Origin of the sequence: Paenibacillus sp. FSL R7-0026, assembly GCF_038004485.1 — a bacterium.
GTDB lineage: Bacteria > Bacillota > Bacilli > Paenibacillales > Paenibacillaceae > Paenibacillus > Paenibacillus xylanexedens_A.
The window spans coordinates 3,496,497-3,510,963 of the sequence record NZ_JBBORG010000001.1; the positions used below are offsets into that span (position 1 = coordinate 3,496,497).

The 14,467-nt window shown below is 45.7% G+C and carries 10 protein-coding genes; 4 read left to right on the forward strand and 6 right to left on the reverse strand.

Features of this window, described 5'->3' with window-relative positions; all coding sequences use genetic code 11:
• The 5 genes from MKY44_RS15395 to MKY44_RS15415 form a co-directional block, all read right to left on the reverse strand.
• Positions 1-3,558, reverse strand: coding sequence for a DUF4132 domain-containing protein (locus tag MKY44_RS15395; RefSeq protein WP_341007774.1), 3,558 nt, complete (start codon positions 3,556-3,558; stop codon positions 1-3).
• Positions 3,559-3,577: 19 nt separating this feature from the next.
• Positions 3,578-4,801: a VWA domain-containing protein gene (locus MKY44_RS15400; protein ID WP_341007775.1), complete on the reverse strand. Its 1,224-nt coding sequence runs from the start codon at positions 4,799-4,801 to the stop codon at positions 3,578-3,580.
• Entirely contained in the window at positions 4,786-7,254 is a 2,469-nt protein-coding gene (locus MKY44_RS15405) for a DUF5682 family protein (protein ID WP_341007776.1), read from the reverse strand. The genes MKY44_RS15400 and MKY44_RS15405 overlap by 16 nt, the downstream gene beginning before the upstream one ends.
• Positions 7,242-8,342, reverse strand: a complete 1,101-nt coding sequence (locus MKY44_RS15410; RefSeq protein ID WP_074095349.1) for an ATP-binding protein — start codon at positions 8,340-8,342, stop codon at positions 7,242-7,244. Before MKY44_RS15410 ends, MKY44_RS15405 begins: the two co-directional genes overlap by 13 nt.
• 421 nt (positions 8,343-8,763) lie before the next feature.
• A complete protein-coding gene (locus MKY44_RS15415) occupies positions 8,764-9,741 on the reverse strand; it encodes an aldo/keto reductase (protein ID WP_341007777.1) in 978 nt (325 codons plus the stop codon).
• A gap of 188 nt (positions 9,742-9,929) precedes the next feature.
• Here MKY44_RS15415 and MKY44_RS15420 point away from each other — a divergent pair, with 188 nt between their 5' ends.
• The 4 genes from MKY44_RS15420 to MKY44_RS15435 all read left to right on the forward strand — a co-directional run bounded on the left by MKY44_RS15420 (position 9,930) and on the right by MKY44_RS15435 (position 13,382).
• A complete protein-coding gene (locus MKY44_RS15420; RefSeq protein WP_341007778.1) occupies positions 9,930-11,129 on the forward strand; it encodes a cytochrome P450 family protein in 1,200 nt (399 codons plus the stop codon).
• 40 nt (positions 11,130-11,169) lie between these two features.
• Positions 11,170-11,511 carry a ribosomal protein L7/L12 gene (locus MKY44_RS15425; RefSeq protein ID WP_341007779.1) on the forward strand — a complete coding sequence of 114 codons (342 nt, stop codon included), beginning with the start codon at positions 11,170-11,172 and terminating at the stop codon, positions 11,509-11,511.
• A gap of 171 nt (positions 11,512-11,682) precedes the next feature.
• Complete coding sequence (locus MKY44_RS15430) at positions 11,683-11,967, forward strand: ArsR/SmtB family transcription factor (RefSeq protein ID WP_036613842.1); 285 nt, start codon at positions 11,683-11,685, stop codon at positions 11,965-11,967.
• A 230-nt stretch (positions 11,968-12,197) separates the two neighbouring features.
• A complete protein-coding gene (locus tag MKY44_RS15435) occupies positions 12,198-13,382 on the forward strand; it encodes an MFS transporter (RefSeq protein WP_341007780.1) in 1,185 nt (394 codons plus the stop codon).
• 108 nt (positions 13,383-13,490) lie between these two features.
• Here the strand turns inward: MKY44_RS15435 and MKY44_RS15440 are convergent, their stop codons facing one another.
• Positions 13,491-14,246 (reverse strand): SDR family NAD(P)-dependent oxidoreductase, encoded by a 756-nt coding sequence (locus MKY44_RS15440; RefSeq protein ID WP_076250445.1) that lies wholly within the window; start codon positions 14,244-14,246, stop codon positions 13,491-13,493.
• Between the last annotated feature and the right edge of the window lie 221 nt (positions 14,247-14,467).

Genomic DNA, 14,467 nt, shown 5'->3' on the forward strand with positions numbered 1-14,467 from the left:
TCAACGCCCCGTTGCTCTCAGAATGTCGTAGATCGTTTCACTGAACACGCGACCTGGAACGTTGCCTAGAGCAATGGGTTTGTTGTCACCATAGTAATAATATTGCTTGTTATTCGGTTTGAAGAAATGAAGGGATTCCAGGGTAATGTCATCCAATCCCTCGTAATACGTGATGCTCGTACCGCTGAATTGCAATTCTGCAACAAGATCTCCGTACTCTTTATAAAATTCATGATACCAGCCGCCATCCTGAGCCGGTCCTTTGATCCAGCCGTATTTCTCCAGTGCTTTGGGGAAAGCCGTTGGTGAAAAATCAGACTCGGGCAGATGATCGTATTCATTCTTCGTTTTATCCTCATCTTCCGGCTGGTGAATCTCACGATTCAATTGCTCAAATGGCTGCTTGATCTCGTAATCCTCCAACTGCGTTGTCCAACCTTCAAGGTTAGCCTGATCCAGTTCCAACGGGTGTATAAGTCCCACTTGCGCACCCGAGGGCAGATCAACCTCATCTTCATCCACAGAATTGAAGGTGCCGTCCTCCATATAACGGAAGGTGCTGATCAGAGCGCCATCCTCATACGTTCCCCAGATCAGACCAACAGCAAATTTTTGCATGATTACATTTTGTACAAACAATGCTTTCCACTCATCGGCAGACCACAGACGTTGCTTGGACAATGACTCTTCCAGACGCTGCGCCTGAATGTTAACCATGGATTTGAGATCTTTTTTCAGCTGTGTGAAACGTGCCTTGGACTGCGTTGCCAATTCAGGATCATCTTTCTGTGCAGGAGCAGGCAGACTCTTCACGGATTTGCCCGTTTCTTCATTGAGTACAACGACTTGTAAGTCTCCATTTACCTTAATCAGGAAGGAACGTTCTCCGTAACTCAGCTGCATGGTTCCTTTTTCATCAAAACCAAGCGTGGTGACTAACCGATCCTCCAGTTGTTCCGGGGTAAGTCCCATATTATCCGCTGCAAGCTGCAACGCTTCTTCAGCAGCACCTTTCACCTGACGGTTCTTCACACCACGTTTGATCTTGTCAATCGCCATAAGAGCGGATGGATCCTTCAGATAAGCGAGCACTTTTACAGCATCTGCTGCAATCGCGCCGCGGCTATTTTCTGTCCATTCCTTAATTTGCGGAGCCAGAATATTCACAATCTGAATATCGCCAAAGAGTGCTGAAACATACATCACCCATTTCTCTTTTGCAGGAGCACCTTCCTGAATCCAGACCTGAAGCATTTCACTTGCAAAACGAGCGAGAGATACCTCACTTACGTAATCTCGTAATTCATTCAACCGTTCATTAGGACCGGATGTATGATCCAATGATTGGACCAAAGCATACTGTTTAATCCGGTCATCTAAAGGCTGATTGTCTTCAATACGTATCAGTGAAGGGAGATCTTTCAAGGACAACCAGCTCAGTCTCGACAACTTTTTGGCATCTGCCTGATCAGCGAGTGCAGCATGGGCATACTCTGGACTTAAATCTGCGGTATCCAGCAGAATTTGAATCAAGCTCTTCCACTCATCGGACTTCTCTTTCTTCAAAAGCTCACCATACAGCTCCTTGCTGTTTTCCAGACTGCGGATTGCGGTCAAAGCCATCTCTTTGATCGCCACTTTTTTCTCCGAGAGGTAGACGAGCGTATACAAGTCCTGATCAGGAATTCGGTTGAATTCCGCTAACGCTACGCCATTGGCCTTTTTGGAAGAATCCTGCAATCCGGCACGAATCGCTTCGGCCAATATTTTCTTCGATAACTCATCACGCTGTTCAAAGGTAATCTCCAGAATTAAAATGCGTGTATCTGTTGGCAGTTTCTTGTACTGTGACAGTGCATAGTCCAGATTCTGCTGAATGATTCGGCGGTATTCATCATGCGGCATGGATTTATATCTGTAGTCGGTCATGCCATTAAGAGAGATCAGGCTGGTTAGCAATTTCTCACGTTGCACCTCAGGGTCTTGCCCATAACGTTGAAGCAGCTGCTCTCCACTAAACGCGTATGAATTGTACATGTCCGAGATAATATCCAATGTCCAATCGGGATGAGTGGTCAGGATTGCGAACCTGCGCATCGCCTCCGAGTCCAAGGGCAGAAAACTAATACTAATGAGGTTGTGAACACGCTTCTTATCCCGATTCAGTTGATTAAACAACCCACGACTATTCGGGTCCTCCCAATATTCCTCCAGGGTGTTTTCCCCACCTAAGTATCTTGCAATCGCAAGTCCTTGACGTCCCCCGTCCAAAGGATGCCGAAGAGCGTTAAATACCGCTTGCTCAAGTGAGCCCTCCGCATTAGGCAATGTCAAACCTTGATCCTCCATGAATTTCTGAATGCAGAGTTTCAGGAATGGCGGTTTGATAATCTCGTATGCTCGAATCGCTTGTTCAGGACGATTCGCGATCGCGGATTGTAACATGTTCCAAGATACCGTGTACGAATTAAGCTCGTCCCGCAACATTTCAACCAACTGATAAGGCTCATCCAGAGGCACAAGTCCAGCAAGCAGATCATTTGGACTCTTTGCTCTAGGGTCCATACTCAGCAAGTAACGGCGAACTTCAAGTGGATAAATCTCATGTAATTGATGTATTGTGTGAAGCAAAACATGCCCAATCTCACTATTCGTATCAAGGAACCGTTGTTTACCCCCACTAATGTTAATCAGGTACAACAAGGCACCACTCACCAGTACCATCGTTTGATGGAATACGGTGTTTGAACATTGCTCTTTTGAAGAGAAAGTCGTATTGGGATACAGCTCAGCTATGAGCCGACTGCGCTTTTCTTTGAGGAATTCATCCTTCAATTCTTGGGATGATCCGTTATGCTTTCCTTGAATATTACTTACCACTACAGGTTCAATCAACGTATGTAGCTCGTCCCGCAACTTATCTGGATCATTAGCCATCACATGTTGAAACAATACGGGTAACGATTGAGCAGAAGATTGAACCTCTGCAAGATGAGAAGCCGTGTCACTGAGTCTTGAATATAGTTGTAGCAGCATTAACGCATTGATTACATCTCGATAATCCCCCTGGGTGTCAGCCTTTTTGGAATCAAAAAGCCACTGGGCACGCTTTAATTTGCTCTTTAATTCAGCCGAAATTTCGTTCTCGCCCGCAAACTGTTTGATCTTCTCCAACCGGGCCAACAACCCACCCATGCGATCAGCGCTTTTGCTCTTCCCGCTCAATCCGTAGGCTTCTGAATCATTTCCCATACAGACAGTAAAAGCATCCGTTCTCCATGAACTTCTTTTGGAATAATTGGATTCCAGATATATCACAATAGCACCGGCCCGGTAAAAGATATCTCCATCGTCTTTTTTAGCGAGCTTCATGAGCAGATCAATCGTTTGATAAACATAATGACTCGAATTTCCCATCATATCCGGGAACTTGTCCGTCGTTCCCAAGACATAATCAATAATTTCGGAGCTTCGATCTGTTTTTAATGAGTACTCGTTTGAACAGGTTACTGCGAATTTATCCACCAAAGTTTCAACTGCGCGGTCTGCTGTAAGCATTACACATTCCTCCTTGAATTTAAGTGATGATCTCGCCAATCCAATCCGCGAGTTCGTTAGGCGTAATTGCTGCTACATGTGCCCCCATATTGGTTAATGTCTGTGCGGCATGTTTGTTATAGACTGAATCCCCGTTAAAATCGAGCGCGGTGAGAACCAGTAGCTTGCATCCTGTATCGATGATATCTTTACAGGCTTTGTACATTTGCGCGATCGGGTACCCTTCCTCCAGATCACTGACCAGAATAAAGATGGTTTTGCCTGGATTATCGATTAACGTCTCGCCATATCGCAACGCTTTGGTAATATGTGTCCCCCCACCGAGCTGTACATTCATGAGCACGTCTACGGGGTCTTCCAGTCTGTCGCTCAGATCAACAACCTGCGTATCAAATATGAATAATTTCGTGCGCAACGCATTCAAGCGATAGAAGATGCTGGCCATCACCGAACTGTAGATGACTGAATCCAGCATACTGCCACTTTCGTCTACACCAATAATGATGTTCCACTTGTTATGGGGCTGTATATTCCCGTCGAAATACAGACGATCAATCACAAATCTGCGCTTGTTTTTATCGTAATTCTTCAAATTCTTGGTGATGGTTCGCTTGAAATTCAGATTGCGCAAGGATCGAACTGAACTGGAAGTATAGCGACTGCGCTTGCCCATGATACTCGCTCGGGTCTGAGACTCCAGCTTGCTGCGTAGCTCTTCAACCACGGTTCGCACGATCTCCTTGGCGCTCTTTAACACCTCACCTTTCATCCGTCCTTTGAACTGCATAATGTTCTTGAGCAGATTCATGTTGGGTTCTAGGGATTCAAGCAACTTTTTGTCTGTTAACAATTCTGTCAGCCCATAGCGGTCAAGCGCCTGTTTTTCCAATATTTCTACCGTTGGTTTGGGGAATAGGTCCCTGACTTTGTGCAGCCATTTTGGTACAGTCAGGTTAGACGCACCGCGTCCTCCCTCTTTTCGGTAACCTTGTTCTTCACCGTATTCACGGTTATAGAGATACCCCAGAATCTCATCGATTTCCGTATATTGAAATTCACTCGAAGTATATTGCTCTGTATTGCACAGTCCTTCTTCAGCCGATTCACCAAGAATCAGACGCCATCGATTTAAGGTTTCAGCAGAAGGTTGAACCCCTCGGTTGCTTCCATCCGGATTGGAACTTTCACTGATATCTCTGATTTCGCCCGTTCTCCGATTCGCTTCATTCATATTAGCTTCCATGCGGCAAACTCCTTTCGAAGCGCTTCGTCCCATGCTTTGGACTGGATCAGCATCTGCTCATCAACCGCAGGCCTTAGCATCTCCTCTGGTTCAACCTGATGCAGACTCGCCACCCGCTCCGCAATCAAGCCCGTCTCCATTGGTGTAAAGTAGGTGAATGCCAACCGCAATTCCGGTACCATACTGATGAAGTCGTCGTAGGATAACTGTTCAATCAAATAATTCAACTCGGACAACAGCTGATCTTCATATAAAAAAGCGTCACGTGCTACAGTGAATACTCCCTGTAAAAAAAGTGCCGTTTGACGAGTCTGATCCGGTGTACCATGGATATACCCGCGAGCACGATCAACAATCTCATCCCTGGGCCTGTCGCCGAGCCCTGAGGAAATAGCCACACACACACCCTCCAGCTGAGCCGGAAGCTGATGATCAGACAGAAGCTCATTCAGATTAATTCGGAATGTCTCATCCTTAAAATACTCCTCTGATGACTCTGCGAGCATGGCTAGCAGCTTCAATCCCTGTATAATGGCTTCATGTTCATCCGGGTTGGCTCTGGAGAGCTGTAACAACTTGTCCACGGCGTTCCTATAAGCTTCGGATACCAGGTCAGGGAGATGTTGCTCGTCAGATAATCCCAGCAACCTACGGTGTTGATGAATTCGGTTCAAGACATGCAGGCTGTTACATAAGGATAGGAAATTCCCGTCGGTCCTCAGCGCCGAGCGCACCTGTTCATAGAGTTTCATCGCAGTGTCCTGAAGCCCCATGAGCAGCGCTTGAAGCATGAGTCGGGCAAGTTCACCGCTATGATGATCCGGTATTTCTTGCATCTGTTCTTCCATTTTGCGTGTAGCCGCTCCAGCAAGCGTTCCGCCATAAAGAGAGTTTTCTATCAATCTGGCTTCAATACGGGATGAGTACATATAAATCCAGGTTTCGCGAACAAGATTCATATCACGCTCTGCGATCCAGTCCGGCCCCGATTGCCGTTTCGCAAATTCCGGAACCAGATAGGTGATGCATTGAATCAATTGGCTTATCTGACGATGCTCCGGTTTCGCATACAGATCCAGAACTTTCTTGTGTTGACCTGTTGTACGAATCTGCAGTTTGTACTCTGTACAACGCGCCTTGAAGTCCTCCACGATGGGAATACTGAATGAATTGGGAGCCACGCTTCCAATGACGTCTCCAGTCAATAACTGCTGCAGCTCTTGCAGCGGTTTATCGGTCGCCAAGGTAAGCTCCCCCTTCACAAAGGAAGAGAGTGCTGCATCCATCAACTCATAGACGCCGCCTTCCCTTTTACCCCGAAGCCCGGCAAGACCTTGAATCATGCTGTACGCCTCAATCGCATCACTCGTTGATACATGTTCGTGACCATCCCTTAATTGGCGCATCAGCCGGGATAACAAGTCCAGAGCCGTTAGATTATACGGTGTACTCTTTTTGCGAAGCAGCTGGTTCCAGATCTGATCGTAATAATTTACATAAGGCATGCCGCTCGCATATCCATTGAGCCGATCCGCTTCAGCAAAGGTATAGACCATCGGGTACATTTGTTGATGAACCGTATCTGGATTAACCGTACTTTGTTGAGACGTTCCTAATTTACCTTGTCCATCCAAACGTCGGTCTGTATGCCGTTTATCCATTTCTGGCTGTTCCAATTCCGATTCATGTTTCTCTGACATCAACAGTCCATACGTATGAAATCCACCGGTAATGACAAGCACACGGTCATGCTCCTGCACCGCTTGATTAATATGTTGTTTCATATATGCTTCTCTTGCCAGATCACCTGAAGACTGTAATCGTTCCGTGGAATAACACATTCGGGATAAGGTACAATACGTGAATACATCCTGCACGAATTCCTCAGTAGACTTCTCCAGGCCACCGATCTCAAACACCTTTTCCCACAATTCATCAAAACTGCGGCAGTTTGTTTTTTGACACAAACGGTTAATGAAGTCAGAGCCCGCAAGCAAGGTTTCGTCCTGAATGGAGATCTCCTTTTGTTCTGTCTGGCCGGATTTGGATGCACGAGTGGAGAAGTGTTGATAGTTCAAATCAATAAACTTCGCCGGAATGTTCAGGCGTTTTGCTTCTTTCAAAGCTACATATTCAGGTGAATACCGAAGCATCGGATAATAGCAGGCTTCTCTCTCCAATTCACTCTCATAGGTATAGTACAGACTGACAGGAGGTAAGGTTTCCTCATCACTCAGCACCGAAATTAATGGATTACCGCTCTCCGGTCCTTCAATCAAAATGATATCTGGCTTGTACTCCTCAATTAATCGTAACAAGTGATACGAACATGCAGGGCTATGGTGTCTAATAGGATAATAGACCGTATGATTACTCAGGTTATATACCTGGGATTCGAACAAGGATTGTAACTGCTCAACATCAGGGTCCAGTACCGCTGTTAACCGATCCATTTTCTCTCCTCATAATAGTCCTTCCACATTCCCTCTTCTCTGGAACGCTCTTTTACGACCTTAGAGAAATAGGTTTTGAGAATGGACAGATCCTTGTCGTTTTCCTTTGCAATGGTCCCCAGCATGTTCTGCACCAACCGATCCAGCGCAATAGCCTTATCTTCGTAATAATAGGAAGTCATCGCACTCTGGACATAGACAGACACCGCTTCCGCCGTACTCATGGATGCTTGAGGGGTGTCAAGTTTGTAGCCTTCCCGTGTCATGCCGGTGCGCAGTTCCATAAATGTTGTAGCCAGCAATTCAACCACATCCGGGTTAATGTCAATATCAATTCCACTATGTAATAACAGGCTTCGTGCCTGGGATTCAATAATTTTGGCTTCCATCTTCACGTTATGAATGGGCTTGATTGTTTCGAAATTGAACCGGCGTTTCAATGCACCACTCATTTCGTTAACACCTTTATCGCGAATATTGGCTGTAGCAATGACGTTAAATCCCGGTTGGGCAAACAGCACACCGCCATCCAGTTCCGGGATGCTCATGACCTTGTCACTGAGAATACTGATCAGACTATCCTGCGCTTCAGCTGGACAACGTGTAATCTCTTCAAAACGGGTAAGAATTCCTTTCTTCATGCCGTTATATAACGGTGATGGCACAAGCGCAGCTTCCGAAGGGCCTTTATCAAGCAACATGGCGTAATTCCAGGAATACTTGATCATATCTTCTGTCGTGCCTGCTGTACCTTGAATCGTATTCAGACTGGTTCCGGAGATTGCTGCGGTCAGCAGTTCGCTCAGCATGGTCTTGGCTGTCCCGGGTTCTCCCACGAGCATTAATCCTCGATTGCCTGCCAGAGTAACCACTGCACGTTCAATTAACACGTCATTGCCATAGAATTTGCGGGTAATCGTGATCTCTTCTCCATTTAATAACGCAGGCTTATCCCTGCCAATAATAAAATCGCGCACATAGGCGGGAGATAACAGCCAGTTAGGGGGACGTTTCCCCTGATCTTCCTCTCGTAATGCACGTAATTCAACCTCGTATAATGTCTCGGCGGGTGGTTTAAGCATCTCCATCGTCAAGGTGTCTCCTCTCACATAAACAGATCGTATGTTCTTATTACTATCATTTTATCACAGCCCTCGAACAACTACCCGGTAAAACGATAAAAATGGTTGAAACGTCCTTCTTATCAGCACTCTTCCTAAGTCCATGGACATAGCCTCTAGCACAAATATGAAGGTGAATTATCCTTACAACCGTGCCTAAACACTGTTTTCGGCTCCGAATCAGCATGCTTATTACCCATGCAAACGCATTGTAGGCCATATGACCTTAGGATTCATTACACTTTCGATCATGTGTTTCAACCAAATGAAGCCCATTATTACAAAGAAGACACAGGCCATCAGCAGCTTGTGTCTTCTTATATGTTCAAATTTCACCCAATATCTATGAATTTTGATCGAAACGAACCACTCTCTCAGAATTCCCTACTTACATTCTACGCCCGCATGAAGCGGAATACAGCTCGTACCACTCATAACGGGTAAGCTCAATATTTATTGCATCACGACAGGCCAGAATACGTTCTGGTCGAATCGAACCAATGACAGGTTGTATCCCTGCTGGATGCTTCATTAACCAAGCCAGTACAATAGACTCCGGTGTAACTCCACGCTCCTTAGCCATTCGATCAACCAATTGAGCCGTATGCTCAATTTCAGGACGCTGTCCCTCAACTACCCTGCCAGTAAAACGCCCCTGAGCAAGGGGACCCCAAGCTTGCAGTTGAATATGCTCTGCCTGACAATATTCCATCGTGCCATAGGGAAACACGTTATCTCTAGCTTGGGATCGATTCACCGTAACACCAGCTTCTACGAATCCGATTTTGTCCAGACTCATCTCCAGCTGGTTCACAATCAGAGGCACATTACTGTGGAGCTGAAGGAGGCGAATCTGTTCAGAACCCATGTTGGACACACCAAAATGGCGCACTTTACCGGAATGATGCAGCTCAGCCAGTGCTTCTCCAATCTCTTGCGGATGGGCGAGCGGATCAGGACGATGTAACAGCAAAATATCCAGATAATCGATGCCAAGCCGTTCCAGGATACCGTCCACACTCGCCAGAATATGTGCACCTGAGGTGTCATAACGCTGCGGTCCTTCATCATCACCCACAAGACGTATACCACACTTCGACTGTATAATGATCTGTTCACGCAAGCCGGGAGTTTCGGATAAAACTCGCCCCAAGACATGCTCTGCCTTACCACGTGTGTAAATATCCGCCAGATCAAAGTGGTTAATGCCTATATCGAGAGCTGCTTCTACCGCTCGATGACCTTCTACGACAAGATCTGAAGTAATGGGGAGCCCATCCCATTCACCCCCAAACCGCATACAGCCAAGAACAATTCGACTTGCCGGAATCTGGTGGTGATGCAAAGGAAGTTGTGCGTAAGACATGTCAGCGTTCACCTCATTTTCATTTTTACCAAGCATAATAATTGATTCTCTCTACCATGTCTTCTTCCATCTTCCTCTATTTTCCTGCTCTATCATCCATATGAAGAAAAACAAGGTTTCAAAAGCTTGTGTATTGAATATATAGAGGGTGCAGGTATTATGCAGGAATATGAGAGGAGATTTTGCATTTGAATCCGAATGAATCCAACGAGTCCTCAAAGCCAGCGTTTTTCACGAAAGAATTCACACACAACCCTTACCCGGTATATGAAAAGTTAAGAAAAGAAGAGCCCGTTTTCCGAGTTATGTTTCCTCAAGGAGAATTCGGCTGGATGATTACCCGATATGAGGATGCAGTCCAGATTCTGAAAGATCCTCGCTTCAGCAAAGACATGGTTCGACGTTACGGCGCTGACAATCAAAGCATTTTCTCAAATAATATGTTGTTCTCCGATCCGCCCGATCATAAACGTCTTCGCGGACTTGTGCAGAAAGCGTTCACACCCAAACTGGTCGCAGACATGCGGAGCCATATTCAGGACATTGCTGATGAACTGCTGGACAACCTCCCGTCACAGGAAAAAATGAATCTGATCGATGACTTTGCCTTCCCACTGCCCATCATTGTCATTAGTGAAATTCTGGGAGTCCCTGCCCAGGATCGTGACCAATTCCGCATATGGTCCAATACGGTAATCGATGCTTCCACAGCCGAGAGTGCTGAGCTGTTTGAGCAGCATTCCAGAGAGTTTATAGATTACCTTACGGCCTGGTTCGCGAAAGTACGCCAAGACCCGGGCACAGATCTGATCAGCCAGCTCGTCATTGCAGAAGATTCCGGGCAGCAGTTAACTGAACAAGAACTGCTTGGCGTTGTCTCCTTATTAATCATTGCCGGTCATGAAACAACTGTTAATCTCATCGGCAATGGGATTCTCGCCCTGCTGGAGCATCCAGAGCAACGCGAACTGCTCATCAAGCAGCCCGAGCTTATTCACAATGCCATTGAAGAGATGCTTCGTTATAACGGGCCTTTGGAGTTCAGTACATCTCGCTGGGCTCTGGAAGATATTGAATTCCGTGGAGAGCATATTGCTCAAGGTGAACTTGTCATTGTTGCGCTTGATTCCGCCAACCGGGACGAACAGCAGTTTAAGGATGCTGATATCTTCGACATTACCCGCGAAAAAAGTTCGCATCTGGCTTTTGGCAAAGGCATTCATCTCTGCCTCGGAGCGCCGCTTGCTCGTCTGGAAGGTGAGATTGCAGTCAGCACACTTCTGAATCGTTTTCCAAATATACAGCTTCAGGCAGATGTGAATGAACTGGAATGGAGACCTGGCATGATTGTTCGTGGTGTCAAGGAAATCCCGGTTCAACTTAAATAATAGCTAAATATGAATAAATGAAAGCGAGGCACATGACATCATGGAAATGAACACCTTGGTATGGATTGTTCTGCTGCTTCTGATCCTTGTGTTACTGGTCAGAGTCACCAGCCTGCAACGCCAATTAAATGAATTGAAAAGAGATGTGGAGCGTCTGGAGAACGGTTCAACCGCAGGCGCACGCTCCGACTTCAATTACACCTTGTCGCCGAAGGAAGCACCTCCTTCCCACACAAGCCAACAAGCCCAAACTGATCTGGATCAGGAACTGCTTACACTTATACAACAAGGGAAAAAAATTATGGCGATCAAACGACTGCGTGAAGCCAGAGGCCTTTCGTTGAAGGAAGCCAAAGACTATGTTGATTTCCTAGATCGGTAATATACAACTCACATAACTCTCGGGGTAAGTTACTCCATACTTTCGACTGTTAACACAGACGCAGTAGAAAGTCTGGAATCTTTGTCCGAGAGTTTACTTTTCAAACGACATATGCTACTGTTATTTCTATATTACTAGAAATAAGAAATAAAGACGAAAGGACAGATCATTATGCAATCAAACTCGAATGAGATTGAACAAGTCGTCAAAATTCATAAAGCGCTGGGCGAACAAACACGGTACAAAATCATTCAGATTTTATCGGGCGAAAGCAATCTGTGTCCTGCCGATCTGGAGAGCCGCCTTGTTACCGTTGCCCTATCGACTCTGTCTCATCACCTGAAGCAGTTGTCTGATTGTGGCCTACTTACATCGCAGAAGAAAGGTACGTATATTTACTACAGCCTGAACACAGAGACTGCACAAAAGTTTGTTCCCTATCTGCTAAATAAATAAAAAATTTGAGTTATATTTCTATATAATTAGAAATATCGAAACATTGTACAATATTTCATACTAGAACTTGGTCACATAAGTTTACGCTTATACCAATATTCATTATCTCGGTTGTAACATACCATTCGCGCAGATGGGTTGCATTCAACGCATTCATGTCTTGTTCTATCGTCTTTATTTCTATATTTCTAAAAATATAATAATTACAATCAGAAAGAGGTTATGTTTCCATGTCTTCTACGCTCAAAATCTATGTTCTTGCCTTGGTCAGTTTCCTTGTAGGAACGTCCGAATATGTCATTGCCGGCATTTTGGATCGCATTGCAGATACCATGAATATCTCTTTAATCGCTGCCGGACAGCTCATTACGATTTTTTCACTCGTATATGCGCTAGGTACACCTGTCATGATTGCACTGACTTCGCGCTGGGACCGTCGCAAGCTGTTGCTATACTTCCTCGGTCTATTCGTTGTGGCTAATGTTCTTGCTTACCTGTTGCCGGGCTATGGACTGTTCGTCGCAGCACGAGTGTTGATGGCTTTGGGTGCGGGCGTTGTTGTTGTCACGGCATTAACGGTTGCTTCCCAAATAGCAGCGGAGGGCAAACAAGCTAGTGCAATCGCCACAGTAATCACTGGATTTACGGCTTCTTTGATCGTTGGCGTTCCGCTCGGAAGGCTTGTAGCTGCATCTTGGGATTGGAAGCTTGTTTTTGCCGGCATCGCCGTTCTTGGTGTTCTCGCCATGCTGGTTATCGCGGCCACCATTCCGCCTTCCAAAGCAGAAGCGCCTGTTCCGCTGAAGAAACAACTGTCTTTGCTCAAACAGCCACGAATTGTTTTGGCACTGCTGGTGACCTTTTTCTGGTTAGGTGGTTATTCCATTGCCTACACGTATATTTCACCTTACCTTGTATCCGTTTCAGGAATGAGCGAAGCACTACTCAGTTCAGCTTTACTCGCATTTGGCATAGCAAGTCTGATCGGTTCAAAAGTTGGAGGGTTCAGTGCTGACCGATTGGGTGTCAAACGAACGCTGATCACAGGCATGACATTGCATATCGTAAGTCTGGTCCTGTTGAATATAACGGCAAGCTCTCATCTCGCTGTCTTCCTTGTTCTGATTTTATGGTCTTTTGCCGCATGGTCTTCGGGTCCAACTCAGCAGTATAACCTTGTCACCATGGCTCCGGAATCCTCTGGCATTATGCTAAGTCTGAATAGTTCGGTCATGCAATTAGCCATGGCTGCCGGCGCAGGTATTGGCGGAATCGCGGTCAACAGCGTTTCATTGTCATCCATCACCTGGATTGGCGCTGTCGGGGTTGCTGTTGCCTTCATCATCGTTATAAGCTCGTATCGTTCAGAATCTGCGAAAAGTACACACACCGATACATCTCATAACGTTGCCTGATATGAATTTGTAGTACAAAAAACAAACCAAAAAGAGAGGTACTGTATGCATACAGTGGCCTCTCTTTAACCATTTTAACGGTTATTCTATTACCGATAAGCTGAACTCTTATTGGGCCGTAACTGCACCATCGATCGGATATACTGCACCATTGATATAAGGAGCTTCATCTCCAAGCAGGAAGGAAACCAGATTAGCGATCTCTTCCGGTCTGCCCAGACGTCCAGATGGAATGCTGTCAACCGTTGCCTTGAACACTTCAGGGTTGTCTTTACCGAACTGAATGACCATTGGCGTCTCAATTGTACCTGGGGCAATCGCATTTACACGAATGTTGTCCTTGCCATACTCAATTGCAGCTGTGCGGGTCAAGCCCACTACGCCATGTTTGGTTGCTGCGTATGGTGCAACTGCGGGTACACCAACAATACCGGCTGTGGAGGCCGTGTTCAGAATGGAACCTCCACCTGTTTTGAGCATTTCAGTAATTACATACTTCAACCCGTAGAATACACTTCTCAGGTTAATATCAATAATCTGGTCAAACTGCTCAATCGTATGTTCAATCAGCTTGATCCCAGGACCTGCAATACCTGCATTATTAAAGAACATGTCGATTCGTCCGAACTCTTCGACTGTTTTTTTCACATAATTCTCAACTTCAGGTGCTTTACTTACATCTGCTTGTACAAAAATGGCTTTACTTCCCAGCTTCTCAATCTGCTTAACCGTTTCAAGACCTGTCTCTTCGACAAGATCCACAACGACAATGGATGCACCCTTCTCAGCTAGCTTCAGTGCTGCTGCTTGGCCCAATCCACTTCCTGCTCCAGTAATAATGGCTACTTTTCCTGCGTGACTCATGTTGATCTCCTCCATGTGTGTGTGTCATCTTGTGATTGGATCGATGAATACGATATGAAACGTACGTACATGCCTGATGCAATATGTAGGTCAAAAATGGCATAAAACCTTCCTGACTTTACCTATTCTAATAGACTTTCGACATAAAAACAAATCATATAATATGTACTTATACTATATTACATGTCACATTTTCAGCATTCTATTCAAGAAGCACGTAA

Excerpts from the sequence above, each read along its gene's own strand:
- MKY44_RS15395 (WP_341007774.1), bottom strand. The coding sequence starts at position 3,558 with ATGCTTACAGCAGACCGCGCAGTTGAAACTTTGGTGGATAAATTCGCA.
- MKY44_RS15400 (WP_341007775.1), bottom strand. The coding sequence starts at position 4,801 with ATGGAAGCTAATATGAATGAAGCGAATCGGAGAACGGGCGAAATCAGA.
- MKY44_RS15405 (WP_341007776.1), bottom strand. The coding sequence starts at position 7,254 with ATGGATCGGTTAACAGCGGTACTGGACCCTGATGTTGAGCAGTTACAA.
- MKY44_RS15410 (WP_074095349.1), bottom strand. The coding sequence starts at position 8,342 with ATGGAGATGCTTAAACCACCCGCCGAGACATTATACGAGGTTGAATTA.
- MKY44_RS15415 (WP_341007777.1), bottom strand. The coding sequence starts at position 9,741 with ATGTCTTACGCACAACTTCCTTTGCATCACCACCAGATTCCGGCAAGT.
- MKY44_RS15425 (WP_341007779.1), top strand. The coding sequence starts at position 11,170 with ATGGAAATGAACACCTTGGTATGGATTGTTCTGCTGCTTCTGATCCTT.
- MKY44_RS15430 (WP_036613842.1), top strand. The coding sequence starts at position 11,683 with ATGCAATCAAACTCGAATGAGATTGAACAAGTCGTCAAAATTCATAAA.
- MKY44_RS15435 (WP_341007780.1), top strand. The coding sequence starts at position 12,198 with ATGTCTTCTACGCTCAAAATCTATGTTCTTGCCTTGGTCAGTTTCCTT.
- MKY44_RS15440 (WP_076250445.1), bottom strand. The coding sequence starts at position 14,246 with ATGAGTCACGCAGGAAAAGTAGCCATTATTACTGGAGCAGGAAGTGGA.